Origin of the sequence: Mycobacterium simulans, assembly GCF_900232995.1 — a bacterium.
In the GTDB taxonomy this organism is placed as follows: Bacteria; Actinomycetota; Actinomycetes; order Mycobacteriales; family Mycobacteriaceae; genus Mycobacterium; species Mycobacterium simulans.
This window is the reverse complement of record NZ_OCVX01000003.1, coordinates 2,569,228-2,584,815: the sequence shown is the minus strand read 5'-3', so window position 1 is coordinate 2,584,815 and position 15,588 is coordinate 2,569,228. Positions and strand designations below refer to the sequence as shown.

General features: G+C 66.3%; 12 protein-coding genes. 5 read left to right on the top strand and 7 right to left on the bottom strand.

What is annotated here, in order from left to right:
- Nucleotides 1-22: 22 nt before the first annotated feature.
- The 5 genes from MSIMFI_RS12530 to MSIMFI_RS12510 form a co-directional block, all read right to left on the bottom strand.
- Nucleotides 23-1,657 (bottom strand): fatty acyl-AMP ligase, encoded by a 1,635-nt coding sequence (locus tag MSIMFI_RS12530; protein ID WP_191497445.1) that lies wholly within the window; start codon nucleotides 1,655-1,657, stop codon nucleotides 23-25.
- Nucleotides 1,658-1,882: 225 nt separating this feature from the next.
- Nucleotides 1,883-2,842, bottom strand: a complete 960-nt coding sequence (locus MSIMFI_RS12525; protein WP_186244351.1) for a 4-(cytidine 5'-diphospho)-2-C-methyl-D-erythritol kinase — start codon at nucleotides 2,840-2,842, stop codon at nucleotides 1,883-1,885.
- Between the two features lie 60 nt (nucleotides 2,843-2,902).
- Nucleotides 2,903-3,829 carry a 16S rRNA (adenine(1518)-N(6)/adenine(1519)-N(6))-dimethyltransferase RsmA gene (gene rsmA, locus MSIMFI_RS12520; RefSeq protein WP_191497444.1) on the bottom strand — a complete coding sequence of 309 codons (927 nt, stop codon included), beginning with the start codon at nucleotides 3,827-3,829 and terminating at the stop codon, nucleotides 2,903-2,905.
- Nucleotides 3,802-4,929: a resuscitation-promoting factor gene (locus MSIMFI_RS12515; RefSeq protein WP_224770169.1), complete on the bottom strand. Its 1,128-nt coding sequence runs from the start codon at nucleotides 4,927-4,929 to the stop codon at nucleotides 3,802-3,804. Before MSIMFI_RS12515 ends, rsmA begins: the two co-directional genes overlap by 28 nt.
- 172 nt (nucleotides 4,930-5,101) lie before the next feature.
- A complete protein-coding gene (locus MSIMFI_RS12510) occupies nucleotides 5,102-5,962 on the bottom strand; it encodes a TatD family hydrolase (protein WP_191497443.1) in 861 nt (286 codons plus the stop codon).
- Between the two features lie 28 nt (nucleotides 5,963-5,990).
- Here MSIMFI_RS12510 and metG point away from each other — a divergent pair, with 28 nt between their 5' ends.
- The gene (gene metG, locus MSIMFI_RS12505) at nucleotides 5,991-7,541 is read left to right on the top strand and encodes a methionine--tRNA ligase (protein WP_191498162.1); all 1,551 of its coding nucleotides are present in this window, start codon (nucleotides 5,991-5,993) and stop codon (nucleotides 7,539-7,541) included.
- Nucleotides 7,542-7,549: 8 nt separating this feature from the next.
- Here metG and MSIMFI_RS12500 read toward each other — a convergent pair whose 3' ends face one another.
- On the bottom strand, nucleotides 7,550-9,256 hold the full coding sequence (locus MSIMFI_RS12500) for a hypothetical protein (protein WP_191497442.1): 1,707 nt from the start codon (nucleotides 9,254-9,256) through the stop codon (nucleotides 7,550-7,552).
- Nucleotides 9,257-9,766: 510 nt separating this feature from the next.
- Between MSIMFI_RS12500 and MSIMFI_RS12495 the strand changes: the two genes are divergently transcribed.
- From MSIMFI_RS12495 to MSIMFI_RS12480, 4 genes are all read left to right on the top strand, one after another.
- The gene (locus MSIMFI_RS12495) at nucleotides 9,767-10,951 is read left to right on the top strand and encodes an NAD(P)/FAD-dependent oxidoreductase (protein ID WP_191497441.1); all 1,185 of its coding nucleotides are present in this window, start codon (nucleotides 9,767-9,769) and stop codon (nucleotides 10,949-10,951) included.
- Nucleotides 10,948-11,847, top strand: a complete 900-nt coding sequence (locus tag MSIMFI_RS12490) for an RNA polymerase sigma-70 factor (protein WP_191497440.1) — start codon at nucleotides 10,948-10,950, stop codon at nucleotides 11,845-11,847. The genes MSIMFI_RS12495 and MSIMFI_RS12490 overlap by 4 nt, the downstream gene beginning before the upstream one ends.
- 47 nt (nucleotides 11,848-11,894) lie before the next feature.
- On the top strand, nucleotides 11,895-13,169 hold the full coding sequence (locus tag MSIMFI_RS12485; RefSeq protein ID WP_191497439.1) for an aminodeoxychorismate synthase component I: 1,275 nt from the start codon (nucleotides 11,895-11,897) through the stop codon (nucleotides 13,167-13,169).
- A gap of 128 nt (nucleotides 13,170-13,297) precedes the next feature.
- Entirely contained in the window at nucleotides 13,298-14,689 is a 1,392-nt protein-coding gene (locus MSIMFI_RS12480) for a hypothetical protein (RefSeq protein ID WP_191497438.1), read from the top strand.
- Nucleotides 14,690-14,701: 12 nt separating this feature from the next.
- Here the strand turns inward: MSIMFI_RS12480 and rsmI are convergent, their stop codons facing one another.
- Nucleotides 14,702-15,571, bottom strand: coding sequence for a 16S rRNA (cytidine(1402)-2'-O)-methyltransferase (gene rsmI / locus MSIMFI_RS12475; RefSeq protein ID WP_191497437.1), 870 nt, complete (start codon nucleotides 15,569-15,571; stop codon nucleotides 14,702-14,704).
- Between the last annotated feature and the right edge of the window lie 17 nt (nucleotides 15,572-15,588).

The window sequence follows — 15,588 nt, the reverse complement described above, 5'->3', positions numbered from 1 at the left end:
TTTTGCGACTGCTCGCGCAACGCTAGGTGACGAGCGTGACCGAATTGGCCCGCCGCAGCTTGCCTGACGGCGTCTTCGGGATGGTCCCAGGACCGAGAACCACGACGTTGCGTGGCCGCACGTCAACCTCCTTGACCACCTCGTGAGCCACCTGGTGCTCGATGCGACGCACCTCGGCGGGATCCTCGAAGGCATTCGACTCGACAGCGACGGCGAAGGATTCGCGCGAATGCCCGGCATCGAGCCGCACGGCCACCGCGCAGCCCGGACGGACGCCTTCGACGCGGCCAGCCGCCCGCTCGATATCGGTCGGATAGATATTGCGCCCGGCCATGATGATGACGTCCTTGACCCGGCCACACACCACGACGTGACCGTCCTCGGTGAGGTAGCCGAGGTCACCCGTGTCGTACCAGCCGTGCTCGTCCTGGGCCGGGATGAAGCCACCCATGGTTAGGTAGCCGGGTGTCAGCGACTCACCGCGCAGCTCGATGACACCCACGCCGCGGGCGGGCATGACATCGCCCTGCTCGTCGATGATGCGGGCCTCAAGGTCCTGCAGCAGCGGGCCCAGCGTGGCCAGCCGGCGGGTGTTGCCCTTGGTGGCGGGTACGGCGCGGCGCAGCGCGGCCAGCAGGTCGGCGTCGACCTCGTCGACAACCAGACCCGAGTTGCACTTCGAGAAGGACACCGCCAGCGTGGTCTCGGCCATGCCGTAGGCCGGCAGGATCGCCGAGGACCGCAGGCCGAACGGCTTGCCCGCGTCGAGCAGGTCCTCGACGTCGGCGGGTTCGACGGGCTCGGCGCCGGACAGCGCGAAGCGCAGGGTCGACAGGTCGAAGTCACCCGGCTTGGCCTGGCGGCGCAACCGCTTGGCCAGCAGCGCGTAGGCGAAGTTGGGCGCCGCGGTCATGGTGCCCTTGTACTTGTCGATCAGCTTGGCCCACAGCAGCGTGTCGCGCAGGAAGTCCATCGGTGTGACCTTGACCAGCTCCGCGCCGAAGAACATCGGGATGGTGAGGAACCCGACCATGCCCATGTCGTGGAAGCAGGGCAGCCAGCTGACCATGACGTCCTTGTCGACGTCGTACTCGGCGCCGATGAACATGGCCTCGGCGTTGGAGTAGATGTTGCGGTGGGTGATCTGGACCGCTTTAGGAGATCCAGTTGAACCGGACGTTAATTGCATCAGCGCCAGGTCGTCCTCGCCCACCTCGATGGGGTCGATCGGATCCGCCGCCAGCAGGTCAGCGACGGTGAGCACCTTGATGCCCTTCTCCTCAAGGACGGGAATGGCCACCAGGAAGGGCTCGGAGATGATGACGGCCTTCGCCTCGATCATGCCGATGACGGTCATGGTGTCCTCGGCCCACACGGCCAGGTCGGTGCGCGGTGTGGGCTGGTGCAGCATGGTCAGGCTGGCCCCGCGCATCCAGAGGGCCTGCGCCGTGGGGGCGATCTCCACCGGGAAGCCGGCAAGCACCCCGACCGCGTCGCCAAGGCCGATACCCGCGGCGGCCAGGCCGCCGGCGATGCAACGAGCGCGCTCGTGGACCTCGCCCCAGGTGTGGCGGACGGGTGCGTGCGGTTCACCGGTGACCATGCCTGTCGTCGCGGTGCGGGCGTTGCGGAACATCTTCTCGGTGAACCTGCTCAAAGCAACCTCCTCGGTTCCGGCACTGTCCCCAAGGTCCGGGTTTTCATAGTCCGCCTACCGGTTGTCACATTGCGACAGGCGCGCGCATACAGTTGGGGAGCGGTTAGGTCTCGGTTCGGTGATCAGCCAACGGCCCATTGTTGGGTCGTCACCGCGAGTTATCTTAAGCAACTCTTAAGTAACTGCCAAACGCTCATCGGATTTGAGGCAGATTTCACACCGAGGTCACGCTTCTGTCATGGGCGACGGGACGACGCGCGCTCCGGGCACCGGCCCGGTGGCGACCCGGACGGTGCGGCACACTCCCGCCCCCGACAGCTGCGTACCCACGTCGATGGCCGACGCCGCCGAGGAACACAGGAACGCACACGTTGGCCCCGAGCCCGACACGATGCCGGCTAGCGCGCCGGCCTCCACACCGGCGCGCAGCGCACGCCGCAGCGCCGGATCCAAGCTGACCGCTGCCGCTTGCATTTCGTTGCCCAGCAGCGGCGCCAGCTGCTCCGGATCACCCGCCGCCAGAGCGGCCAGCACCGGCCCCGGTTCATCAAGCCGTGGCGGGTCCCCGGCATCCCTGAGTCGGTCGAGCTCGGTGAACACCGCCGGGGTCAGCAGCCCGCTCTGGGCGAAGGCCAGCACCCAGTGAAAGGTGTTGCGGGACAAGACCGTCGCTAGCTCCTCGCCGCGCCCAGTCCCCAGCGCGGTGCCCCCGTGCAGGGCGAACGGCACATCGCTCCCCAGCCGCGCGGCAAGCATCCGCAGATCGCGGCGGGGCAACGAGAGCTCCCACAGTGAGTTCATCGCCACCAGGACAGCCGCCGCGTCGGCACTGCCGCCACCCATGCCGCCGGCCACGGGGATGGACTTGTCGATCATGATCGACACATCGGGTGCTCGGCCCACGTGCTCGGCCAACAGCTCGGCTGCGCGCCAGGCGAGGTTGCGTTGATCGGTGGGCAATTTGTCGGCGCCCTCACCAACGAGCTCGAGCGACAGCACGTCGGCGTTGCGCACTGTCACCTCGTCGACCAGCGAGACGGCATGAAACACCGTCGTCAGCTCGTGATAGCCATCCTCGCGGCGATCACCGACGGCCAGGTAGAGGTTGACCTTCCCGGGCACCCGGACGGTGATCGATCCAGTCGGTACCCATTGCACAGCGGTGTTTCCGTCGGATGCGGACACGGCAGCAGACTATCGCTGCAACCGGTGAACCACACACAGCGGCGCCCCAACAACCGGCGACTAGCCCGCCGAAGCCTGCCCCAGCACCGCGTCTTGGCCAGCCGACCGTCGCAACAGTCGGACGAAGTCGTCGATGGACAGCGTCTCCCCACGACGGGCGGGGTCGATGCTGGCCGCCAGCAATCGATTCGCCGACTCATTTCCCGAGCCGGCCCACACCGCAAACGCGTTGCGCGACGTCTTACGCCGCTGCGAGAATGCCATGTCCACCAGCTCAAATACCCGCTCGCGGAAACCTTCGTCGGTCGGCCAGGGCGAGGTCTCGTACCGATCGATCCGGACCAGCCCGGAGTAGACGCGCGGAATAGGCCAGAAGACGGTGGGCGACACCATGCCGCAGCGGCGGACCCGTCCGAAGAAGCCAACCTTGACGCTGGGCACCCCGTATTCCTTGCCACCCGGCTCGGCGGCAAGCCGTTCGGCAACCTCGGCTTGCACCATCACCGTCACGACACGGATTGACGGAAATTCGGCGAGCAGATGCAGCAAGGCGGGCACTGCGACGTTGTACGGAAGGTTGGCGACCACCGCTGTCGGGCCTGTCGGCCCCATGGCAAGGTCATCCTTTCGAACCGACAGGATGTCGCGGTTTAGCACCGTCAGCCGCTGGATTTCGCTGTTCGAGTGTTCGGCCACCGTCTGCGGTAGCCGACCGGCCAACACGGGGTCGGCCTCGACAGCCGTAACGGTCGCGCCGCGGTCCAGGAGCGCCAGCGTGAGCGACCCCAGGCCGGGGCCGACCTCGAGAACTTGGTCAGACCGGTTGATCCCGGCGACCGAAACCACCCGTCGCACGGTGTTGGCGTCGTGAACAAAGTTCTGACCGAGCGACTTCCGTGGCCGAAACTCGAGCTCTTTGGCCAGCCGCCTGATCTCGGTGCGCCCGAGTAACCGGATGGTCAGCGTGCACCCGCTCGCCCGCTGCACACCGGCCAGGCGCCCCAGCCCTGCCGCTGCCGCGTCACTTCGGCAACCGCGATCTGCTCTTCGCGGGTGGCCAGGTCGGCGCGGGGGGCATACCGCAGCCCACCATTGGCCTCCCAAGTGCCCTGATCGAACTGCACACCGCCGTAATACCCGTTGCCGGTGTTGATCGCCCAGTTTCCGCCGGCCTCACAGCCGGCGATCGCGTCCCAGATCTCTCCGTCACTTACCGGCGGCACTTCGGTGCCGGGCTTGCTGCCCACGCGTACCACAGCCTCGCGAGCGGGCGATACCACGACGTTGGCGATGGGCAGCCGCCCGATCTCGACGCCGTTGACCTTGGCCACCGCGAACGTCACGTCCTGGGTGCCCGGGGTGCCGGGATCTTCGACGATTTCACGGCTGATGTTCATCTCGGGGTCTTCGATGCGGCGGGCGTTCGGCAGCAGCGGCAACCGCTCGGTGACCCGCTCGATGCGATTACGGGTGACCTGGATCTCCATACCGTCAACGATCGGGGACGTCGCACTGGGCATCACCTGATCGCTGTCCAGCAGCGGGATGCCAGCGGCTGTCAACAACCCCGCGACGTTCGGCGCCGGTAGGTGCACCGTGCGCACCGCGCCGCCGTCGTTGATCTGCACGGTTTTGGCGGACACGACCGGCAGCGCCATGCCGGCCAACGGAACGCGGCTACCACGAGAAGCCGCGGCAGGGGCGGTGTCGGTCATCGCGAGCTGGGCGAGCGCCTCGTCGACGGTCGACGCCGTCGTCCACACCTTCTTCGGGTCGTGGCCGTCCAGTGAGATCTCCAACGGCCGGCTGCGCCGCAGCACGATGTTGGCGGCGTCATGGATCACCACATCGGCGGCAGGATACAGATCATCGCGGTCGCCGACGGCGAACCCGTTCTCCTGGACGATGTCGATCACTCGCGATTTCATCGTCGTCACCCGCATCGCCGTGCCATCGACGGTCAGTGTCACCGTCTTGAACGCGGAGACCGCATAACCACCGGCGCACGCCAGTGCCAGCAGCAGGGCGCCAACCATGAGGCGCAATATTGGCGATTGGGTCTGATGCAGTTTCGTAAGCAGATTCAATGTGTGCTATCCCGACCTCAGCAAAAGCTCAACGGCGTTCGAAAACCTATTCATCCGAAAACAACAAAATGGGCCCTTCGGAAGATAGAGGCCCGTTCGATCACAAGACGGTAACGAATCGGCCAATCCTGAGCAACTCCGGCGCGATGGTACTAATGCACAATCTTGGCGTTCAGTCCTGTGCTGTTCGCAGTCCATAGACCCGACAGGCATTGCTCGTGGTGGCATGCGCCAATTCCTCAGGCCGGCGATTTACCAGCTCAGCCAGGGCTCGCACGGTGTAAGGCAGACAATAGGATTCGTTCGCTGCGCCGCGGTAGGGGTGCGGAGTCAAAAATGGTGCATCGGTTTCGACCAACAGCTGCTCCATCGGTATCAGCGGAACGGCTTCCCGTAGGTCGCGCGCGTTCCGGAAACTCACCGTCCCCGACAGGCTGAGCAACCATCCCGCGGAGACGCACTCGCGGGCCATCGCACTGTCCGATGAGAAGCAGTGAAAGATCACGGTGTCGGGCGCGCCCTCGGCCCGCAGCACGTCAAGCACCTCATGGTCGGCCTCCCGGTTATGAATCATCAGCGGTTTCCCGGCCCGCTTCGCAAGGTCGATATGCCATGCGAAGGCCTCCCGCTGCACGTCGGGCCGTGCACAACCATCGAGCCGGCCCGGCCAATACATATCCAGGCCGGTCTCGCCGACGGCGACCACCCGCGGATGGGCCACCAACTCCTCGATCTCGGCGCGGGCGGCATCGGTGAGTGCGTCCGCGCGAGTCGGGTGCAACGCCACCGCGGCGTACACCCGCGGATCCCAGTCGGCGGCCCGGGTTACCCAGCGCGCCGAATCCAGATCGTCGGCAATGGTGACCACCGCGACCACGCCGACCGCCTCGGCACGCTCAACGATCGCAGTCACGTCTTCGGCGTTGGAGGCACCACACGCGTCGAGGTGGGTATGAGCATCGATCAACGGAGCCAAGGGCTCGGGCGCCGGAGGCGGTTCTTGTCTGGCTGGGCGCTTAGAACTCACCCGCACACAATAGGGTGGAATCCCAATGAAGCCATTGAAGCCCTATTACATCACCACCGCGATCGCGTATCCCAACGCGGCGCCGCACGTGGGTCACGCCTACGAATACATCGCCACCGACGCGATCGCCCGGTTCAAACGGCACGACGGCTTAGACGTCCGCTTCCTGACCGGAACCGACGAGCACGGCCTGAAGGTCGCGCAGGCCGCCGCGGCCGCGGGCGTGCCGACCGCAGAGCATGCCCGACGCAATTCGGACGTGTTTCAGCGCATGCAGGAGGCGCTGAACATCTCCTTCGATCGGTTCATCCGAACGACCGATGCCGACCACCATGAGGCATCCAAAGACATCTGGCGGCGGATGTCGGCGGCCGGCGACATCTACCTGGACAACTACGCCGGGTGGTACTCGGTGCGCGACGAGCGTTTCTTCGTCGAATCCGAGACCCAACTTCTGCCGGAAGGCACCCGAATCGCGGTCGAAACCGGCACCCCGGTGACGTGGACCGAGGAGCAAACCTACTTCTTCCGGCTTTCGTCGTACACCGACAAACTGCTGGCCCACTACAAAGCCAACCCCGATTTCATCGCGCCCGAGTCGCGGCGCAATGAGGTGATCAGCTTTGTCTCCGGCGGCCTGGACGATCTGTCGATCTCCCGCACCTCCTTCGACTGGGGAGTGCAGGTGCCCGAGCATCCCGACCATGTGATGTACGTCTGGGTCGATGCGCTGACCAATTACCTGACCGGAGCCGGCTACCCCGACACCGATTCGGAGTTGTTCCGCCGCTATTGGCCCGCCGATCTGCACATGATCGGCAAGGACATCATCAGGTTTCATGCCGTCTACTGGCCGGCGTTCTTGATGTCGGCGGGAATCGAGCTGCCGCGAAGGGTTTTCGCGCACGGGTTCTTGCATCATCGTGGCGAAAAGATGAGCAAGTCGCTGGGCAACATCGTCGACCCGGTTGGGCTGGTGCAGACATTCGGTGCGGACCAGGTGCGCTACTTCCTGTTACGTGAGGTTCCCTTCGGCCAGGACGGTAGCTATAGCGACGAGGCGATCATCACCCGGATCAATACCGACCTGGCCAATGAGCTGGGCAACCTGGCGCAGCGCTCGCTGTCGATGGTGGCCAAAAACCTGGGCGGGGTGGTGCCCGAACCCGTAGCGTTCACCGATGCCGACACCGATCTGCTGACGACGGCTGACGGCTTGTTGGAGCGAGTGCGTGCCAATTTCGACAGTCAGGCGATGCACCTGGCCCTAGAGGCGATCTGGCTGATGCTCGGCGATGCGAACAAGTACTTCTCCACGCAGCAGCCTTGGGTACTGCGCAAGAGCGAGGCAGCGGCGGACCAGGCCCGGTTCCGTACCGTCCTCTACACCACCTGTGAGGCGGTGCGTGTCGCGGCGCTGCTGGTCCAGCCCGTGATGCCGGACTCAGCCGGCAAGCTGCTGGACTTACTCGGTCAGCCCGAAAGCCAGCGGTCGTTCAGCGCTCTAGGCGTACGGCTGGCTCCGGGCACGGTGCTGCCGCCGCCAACCGGGGTGTTCCCCCGCTATCAGGCCGACGCCAGCTGAGCGGCTCACTAGCGGTTGGCTACGGCCTGGGGGGCCTGGCCGTCGCGCGGAATATCAAGCGTTGCAATCGGATAGAAGCCGGAATCGTCGCGGCCGTCCCGCGCCAAGTGCATTGGCGGATAGTTCACCACGTGTGAACCGTTCGGCTTGTGTTGTTGCCAGTCGATCGCAGCCCGAAGTGTGTAGTGGCCTGGCTGCAAGCCCTTTAGATCAACACGGACCGTCTCGGTGGCAGATGCCGGTGTTGGCTGGTCACTGCTGCGATCTCCCGAATCGGCGACCAAAGCTTTCAGGTCTACGGTGGCGGGCAGCGTCCTAATCACCTGTCCGGTGAAGTCCACCAACCGGTAACCGGGCACCCATTTCTCTGTGGCCGCGGCGGCGCCGTAGTTGGTCCACGCGACGGATATCGTCGCCACCTTGTCTTGCAGCGCCTGCGACCCAGAACGCGCTTCCACCGAGTACCGATAGCCGGCAACGGCGTTGGCTTGGGCCCACAGCACATACAACTTGGAATCCATCAGGGACGTAGCGGTCTGGTCCGGGAAGTTGATGCTCGACGTCATTGACACGTGATACCTGATGACGTCGTGCAGGCCCTTCTCGTAGTACGCCTGCGGCGTGGTTCCGCCGGGCAACTTGCACCACTCGGTGATCACCGGCGCTGTTGCGAGGCGTTGTCGAAGCGCGGCGACGAGTGGATCCCTGGTCTGGACATAACGGGAACTGTTCGACTCCGCCCAGTTCGGTAGCGGCGCAGAAACACCCAAGCAATCCGAGCGCACGCCAACTGGCGCGGAAAGCTTCTTCGTCACGTCATCGGCGAGCAGCTGGCGCACGATTTCGGGATTGTTGGGAGCGACCACCAATTGCGTGTGCGGGAACGCGCTGACATTGGCCGCGACCAGTTGCTGCACGGATGCGGCGGTAATGGTTTGGTCGCTGAATTGGCTGTAATACCCCAGGGCTTTTTCGCTTTCGTCGGGCCCGGGTCCCGGTGCGCCCAGCGAGTCACGCAGATAGGCGAGGTGGTTTTCGCTGAAGTCGCCATAGCCGGCGAACTCGAAAACGCTGAGCCGCTCGTCGCCGTCATAGCGGCGGCCGAGTGCGGCGACCAACTGTGAAAAATCGTTCAGATACGTCGGGTCATTAAAGTTGGGCACCACCTGCGTCACCCCGGATGAGGGACCGCCCGCCGGCCCGGGATAGCTGGTGTTGGTGCCCGGAATCGCGCGCTCCCAATCGGGAATCGCGATGTTGGTGTTGTTCGGATAGGACGCGTTGCAGCAGGAGTTGTAAGCGTAGACCCCAAGCGTCAGCCGCATGCCCCGTTCGCCGAGCTTGGACAGTGCATCGTCGATCACGCTGAAGTCGTACTTGCGATCATCAGGTGCGTCGGGGGGCAGGGTGTGCGGATCGGTGGGCTGCAGCTGCCGCCACGAGACGCGCAAGCTGGCGTCGTACGACGCGGGCCAGGCCGGATAACGCTGCTTCACGGTTGCGCCCTGCGGGAACAGCGGTTGCATCAGGTCTTCGTACTGGCCGCGCAGCGGATTCGGGATTTCCTGCGCGCTCGGCGGTATGGCCGGACTCAGCATCGCCGTCAATGGACTGGTGTGGTCCTGGTTGCTGCTGCATCCGCTGAGCGGCCCACCCAGCATCAGGGTCACGGTCGCGACAACAACAAGTACTTGTTTCCTAATTGTTCGAACCATTCTCTGCTTGAGCTAGATTGCGCCGGGCGTCAGCGCCCCGCGGTCAGCGAGGAACGGCATCGGCATCCAGCGCTCGGACGGCAACACCCACATTGCGTCGCCCGGGTCCAGGCTGCGCGGCAACTGGGACCTCCGATGTATGCAACGTTTCCGATAAAGGACGACGTGCCCAAATACCGGCGACCTACCCGTCAGCGGACGGCCTTCGAGGGCCTCTTTTCCAACACCCAGCAACGGGCAGGTCGCGGATCGACATTAGTGAGAAGAGATTAGCATGCGGGCCTCCTGCTAGGCGGTCCAGCGAGCACGCCGAAACGCACCGAAAACCATCGCGAATGCCCGTCGCCGCCCGCCAAAACGGTGGCTCGCTCCGGCGGCACCGACCCGTGCACCACGGCGGGTACGTCGACCCAGACCAAGTGAGACAGCTCACAATCGCGGCCGTATTGTCACGCCTGGCCGGTCCGCGGTGTCTGAAGGGCGTCACCTTCGCAAGAACAGGAGAAAACCATGACCGAGCTGCCTGGCCGAAGGACCCACGTCGTCGTTATCGGCGGGGGTTATGCCGGCACCGTTGCCGCCAACCACCTGCGCCTGCGCGCCGACGTCGACATCACTCTGGTGAACTCACGTCCCGTCTTCGTCGAACGGATCCGTCTGCACCAGTTCGCCGCGGGCTCCGGCACCGCCACCGTCGATTACGGCACGCTGCTCGGCGACGGCATCCGGCTGGTCGTCGACAGCGTCGAGCGCATCGACACCGGCGACCGGAAGTTGCTGTTGACCTCGGGTTCGGAGTTGGCCTACGACTACCTCATCTACGCGGTGGGCAGCACCGGAGCGCTGCCGGCGGTGCCGGGCGCGGCCGAATTCGCCTACTCTGTCGCCGATCTGGATGGCGCAACACGGCTGCGCTATGCCCTTGCCGATCTGCACCCCGATGCTCCCGTCACCGTGGTCGGCGGCGGCTTGACGGGTATCGAAGCCGCGTCCGAACTCGCCGAGCAGGGGCGTCGGGTCACGCTGGTCTGCGGCGGCATCCTGGGGCCGTCGTTGAGCGAACGGGGCCGGCGTTCGGTGCGCAAGCAGCTGCGCAAGCTCGGCGTCGAGGTGCTCGAGGCCGCGGCGGTTCGCCAGGTGCAGTGGAACGCTGTAATCCTCGCTGAGGGCGCAGTGCTGCCCAGCGCGGTCACGGTGTGGACAGCGGGATTCGGCGTCCCGGATCTGGCTACCCGCAGCGGGCTTCGCACCGACGCGGAGGGCCGGGTGCTCACCGACGAAACGTTGACCAGCCTCGACGACGACCGTGTCGTCGCCGCTGGTGACGCCGTCGCGCCGTCGGGCCAGCCGCTGCGGATGAGCTGCCAAGCGGCCGGTCCGCTGGGGGCACAAGCCGCAAACACCGTCCTCAGCCGCATCGCCGGGGACATGCCCGCGCCGCTGAGCCAGGCGTTCGTCGGGCAGTGCATCAGCCTGGGCCGCTCGCATGGCACCGTTCAGCTCTCGCGCTCCGATGACACCCCGGTGAACATGGTTGTCGGTGGCCGCAGCGCCGCCTCGATCAAGGAAGCGATCTGCAAGGGCACCGTGTGGGCGATCCGGCGCGAGGCCGCCAAGCCCGGCACGTACTTCTGGCTCAAGGGCGGCAAACGGCCCGCGCAGCTGCCCGCCGACCAGCAGGCCGCTCTCCAATGACGTCGGCATTGGAAGAGCACGCCGAACGGTTTACCTTGCTGCGGCCGTTGCTGTTCACCATTGCCTACGAAATCCTGGGCTCGGCAACCGAATCCGACGACGTCTTGCAGAACAGCTATTTGCGGTGGGCTGCGGTCGATCTGTCGACCGTGCATGACACCAAGTCCTACCTGGCCCAGCTGGTTACCCGGCAAGCGCTGAACGCGTTGCGGGCCGGCAGCCGTCGTCGCGAGGAGTATGTGGGGCCGTGGCTGCCCGAGCCGCTGCTCCTCGACGACCAGGACCCGTCCGCCGATGTGGTTCTGGCGGAATCGGTTTCGATGGCGATGCTGGTGCTGCTGGAAACTCTCAGCCCCGACGAACGGGCGGTGTTCGTGCTGCGGGAAGTGTTCGGTTTCGACTACGCCGAGATCGCAGATGCGGTGGGGAAACCGGCCCCAACGGTGCGACAGATTGCACACCGGGCACGTGAACACGTACGCGCGCGCCGCAAGCGATTTAGCGACGTCGACCCGCATCGCAACGCGGAGATCACCGCACAGTTCTTGGCCACGGCGGCCAGCGGTGACGTGGAAGCACTGATGGCGATGCTGGCCCCCGACGCCACCTGGATGGCCGACAGTGGCGGCAAGGTGAGCGCGGCGCGGCGGCCGGTGGTCGGCGCCGAGCGGGTGGCCAGAGCCATTGCCGGGCTGATGCGAAAGGCTGGACCGCAGCTGCACGTGGAGATGGTGACGTGCAACAGCGCTCCAGCGGTATTGCTTTACCTCGGCGAAAACCTTGAGGGGGTGATCACGTTGGAGATTGCCGACGACAAGATCACCAACTTCTATGTGATGCGTAATCCCGACAAGCTGGCCGCCCTGGCCACCGCACGGGCGATCAGCCGCGGGTAACCCGGTCCCTGGCGTGCGAAAATCCACCGTTCTGTCAAGCTAGGGCGGTGCGAGTCGACCGGCTTGGTGACCTGGGTGACGCAGCTACCGTGCTGCGCGCGATCGGCTACGCCACCAGTCGACTCGATTTGCCACCACCGGCCGCGCTGACCGGTGAATGGTTTGGTGCGCTGGCGGTAATCGCACCGAGTGTGGCGGTGCGACCAGTGAACTTCCACGACGCGTTCGCAGAACGAGTCGAGCCCGGCCGCTCCGTAGGGCTCGAAACAGGCGCGGTGGGGGGCGGTTGGGTCGGCTATCTGTCCTACCCTGACCCCGGCGCGGACGGGCGGCCCAACAGAATTCCCGAAGCCGCCGGCGGCTGGAGCGACTGCGTGTTGCGCCGCGACCGCGCCGGACAGTGGTGGTACGAGAGCCTGTCCGGTGCGCCGATGCCGGACTGGCTGGCCGGCGCGCTGGCAGTGACCCCGGCCCCGGCCACCAGATCGGCACCCGCGTGCCGAATTGATTGGGAAGCCGCGGACCGGCCAGCACACCGCGACGGTGTGCTGGCGTGCCTGGAAGCGATCGCCGGCGGCGAGGTCTACCAGGCGTGCGTGTGCACCCAATTCACCGGGACCGTCAGCGGGTCGCCGCTGGATTTCTTTATCGACGGAGTGGCCCGTACCGCTCCGGCCAGGGCCGCCTTTGTCGCTGGCGATTGGGGTGCGGTGGCATCGCTGTCCCCGGAGCTTTTCCTGCGGCGCCACGGTGAGCTCGTGGCGTCCAGCCCGATCAAAGGCACCCTGCCTTTGCAAGCCTGGCCATCGGCGCTGCGGGCTTCGCCCAAAGAGGTGGCCGAGAACATCATGATCGTGGATTTGGTCCGCAATGACCTTGGCCGCGTGGCGATTACGGGATCCGTTACGGTACCCGAGCTGTTGGTGGTACGGCGCGCGCCCGGCGTGTGGCACCTGGTGTCCACGGTATCGGCGCGGGTTCCCGTCGAGCTGCCAAACTCTGCCCTGCTGGACGCCGCCTTCCCGCCGGCATCTGTCACTGGAACACCCAAACTTCGTGCCCGCCAACTAATTTCGCAATGGGAACAGTATCGGCGCGGGATATATTGCGGCACAGTCGGTTTGGTGTCACCGGTCGCCGGGTGCGAACTCAATGTCGCCATCCGTACGGTCGAGTTCGACGCGGCCGGCAATGCCGTGCTGGGCGTAGGCGGCGGCATCACCGCCGACTCCGATCCCGACGCCGAATGGCAGGAATGCCTGCATAAGGCCGCCCCGGTGGTGGGGTTGCCGGCCGCTCTGAGCGCCACGCGAGTAGTTTGATCAGCAAACTTGCACGGGAGCCGGACGCGGCCGAATTTGGCCGTAACGCCCCCACGAGCGGCCTGGTCGGCATAAGCTCCTTCCATCGACCCGCGTGAATCGCGCGTCGAATCTGAGAGGGGTCTTTCATGAGAGTCGCCGTCGTTGGCGTTGCGGCCGCGGCCGCGGTAGGCGCATCGCTCGCGGTTGCGCCATTGACGCTAACCGGGCAGATGCAGCCGATGCACACGCCAGCCCAAGAGACGTGCAGCGCAGGCCAGCAATGCGACAAACTGGCGTCGGTTTTGATGCCCGAGCCGACGGGACAGTCAGGACCGGCTGCAGGCCCAACCGCGGCACCTGCCGCCGTCGAGCCACCCCACGCGATGGTGGCAGGACCACCGCCCGGACCAGAGCCGGCGGTCGCCCGCGTGGTACCCGGAGTAGCAAATCCAGGGGGGCCTGGCGGCCTACTGCCCGGCGGACCTAACGCGGCCAACGCGGCACTCCCCGCGTTGCCGCCCCCAGCCGCTGCCCTGCCAGACGAAGCGCTGCCGGCCGTACCCAACCTCGGCGTACCGGGCGTCACCATCCCCGGGATCGGCATTCCCGGCGTGCCCGGCGTTACCGACGTCAACGGCTTGGCCCAAGTCCCCCAAGGGGTGAACGCGGCCAGCGCGGTCGTCAACGGCGTCCTGGGCGTTGGAAACACCATCGCGGGCACCGTAAGTACGACCGCGTTAGCCATCAATTACGTCGTGCTTGCCTATAACGCCCTACAGAACTCCGGCATCCTGCCGACGGCCAACAACGCGGTGACCGGAGCCGTGAACACGGTGGGCTCGATGCTGCTGCCCACGGCGGAGGCTCTGCCGACGCTGACCTTGCCGGGCCTGCCGGCAATCCCGGGCTTGTCACCCGCGAGCCTGGTCGGGCTGATCGGCTCGGGCGCCCTACCGAGCCTCGGCTTGCCGAGTTTGCCGGGCGTGTCGCCGCAGGATCTGGTCGGGATGGCGGCGGCCGCTCTGCCGGGCATCGGCTTGCCGAGCGTGCCGGGAATGTCACCGCAGGAGGTATTGGCACTGGCGACCGGCAGCCTGCCGCAGCTAGCAGCGGTTCTGCCGGCGATCCAGGCGCTGGGGTTGCCGAGTCTGCCGGCGGGTCTGCCGGCGCTGCCAGGGCTCGACCCGGCGGCACTGGTCGCCGCGCTGCCAACAATGATGGCTGCGGCTGGCGTGCCCACGGATCCAGCGGCACTTGTCGCCGCGCTGCCAGGTCTGGCGGCTGCCGGCCTGCCGGGGCTACCGCCTGGTGTGCCGCAAGATCCTGCGGCGCTGGCCGCCGCGCTGCCAGCACTGTTGGCCGCGGCTGGTGTGCCGACCGCGCTGCCGGCGCTACCCGGCGGTCTGCCAGCACTACCCGGACCACCCCCGCTGCCGGCACTGCCCGGACCGCCCCCGCTGCCGGCGCCCGTTAACCCACTGGACGTGATTCCGCACGCGAAGTGGTGCTTGCCGAATACCCCGCTCTGCTCGCCGTGAGCTGACGCGCGCCTACGGGACTTCAGCTGACCCGCCGTCAACACCCTTCTCGCGGCGGGAGAGCAGCACCGCATCGTAGAGCTGGCGTGAGCGCACCCCCGAGTGCGCCGCGGCCACCTCACTACAGGCGTCCTTGACGCGAACGCCCGCGGCGACGAGGCGCTCCACCTCGTCGACCAGAGACGCCACGTCGGGTTGCGGGGTGGCGCCGGCCAAGACCACGGTGATCTCGCCGAGCACGCCGCGGTCCGCCCATGCAGCCAACTCGCCCAGCGGTCCGCGCACCACTTCCTCGTGCACTTTGGTCAACTCCCGGCAGATCGCGGCCCGACGTGCACCGCCGAGCTGCTCGACAGCATCTCGCAGGCACGCGGCCAGCCGGCGGGGTGATTCGAAGAACACGCAGGTGCGATGCTCGTCGGCCAACGATGTCAGCCATGCTCGACGCGCTGAGCTCTTGCGCGGAGCAAAGCCCTCGAAGCAGAACTTCTCCGCCGGCAGGCCGGATACGACCAACGCGGTGGTCACCGCGGACGGCCCGGGCAGGCAGTGCAACGGCAGGCCGGCCTCGATGCACGCCGCGACCAGCCGGTAGCCGGGGTCGCTGATCACCGGCATCCCGGCGTCGCTGACCACGAGCACGGTGGCCCCGGCAGTGATCGCGTCGACCAGGGCGCCGGCCCGCGACGCTTCGACCCGGTCGAACAGGCTGACCACCCGTCCGCCAATCTGGACGTCAAGCGCCTTGGCCAGATTTCGCACCCGCCGGGTGTCCTCGGCCGCCACCACGTCGGCACTTGTCAGCGCGTCGACCAGCCGTGGCGACGCATCCGACGGCTGGCCCAATGGGGTCGCACCGAGCAATAGGCGGCCAGAGGTCATGACGGACAGCCTACGAT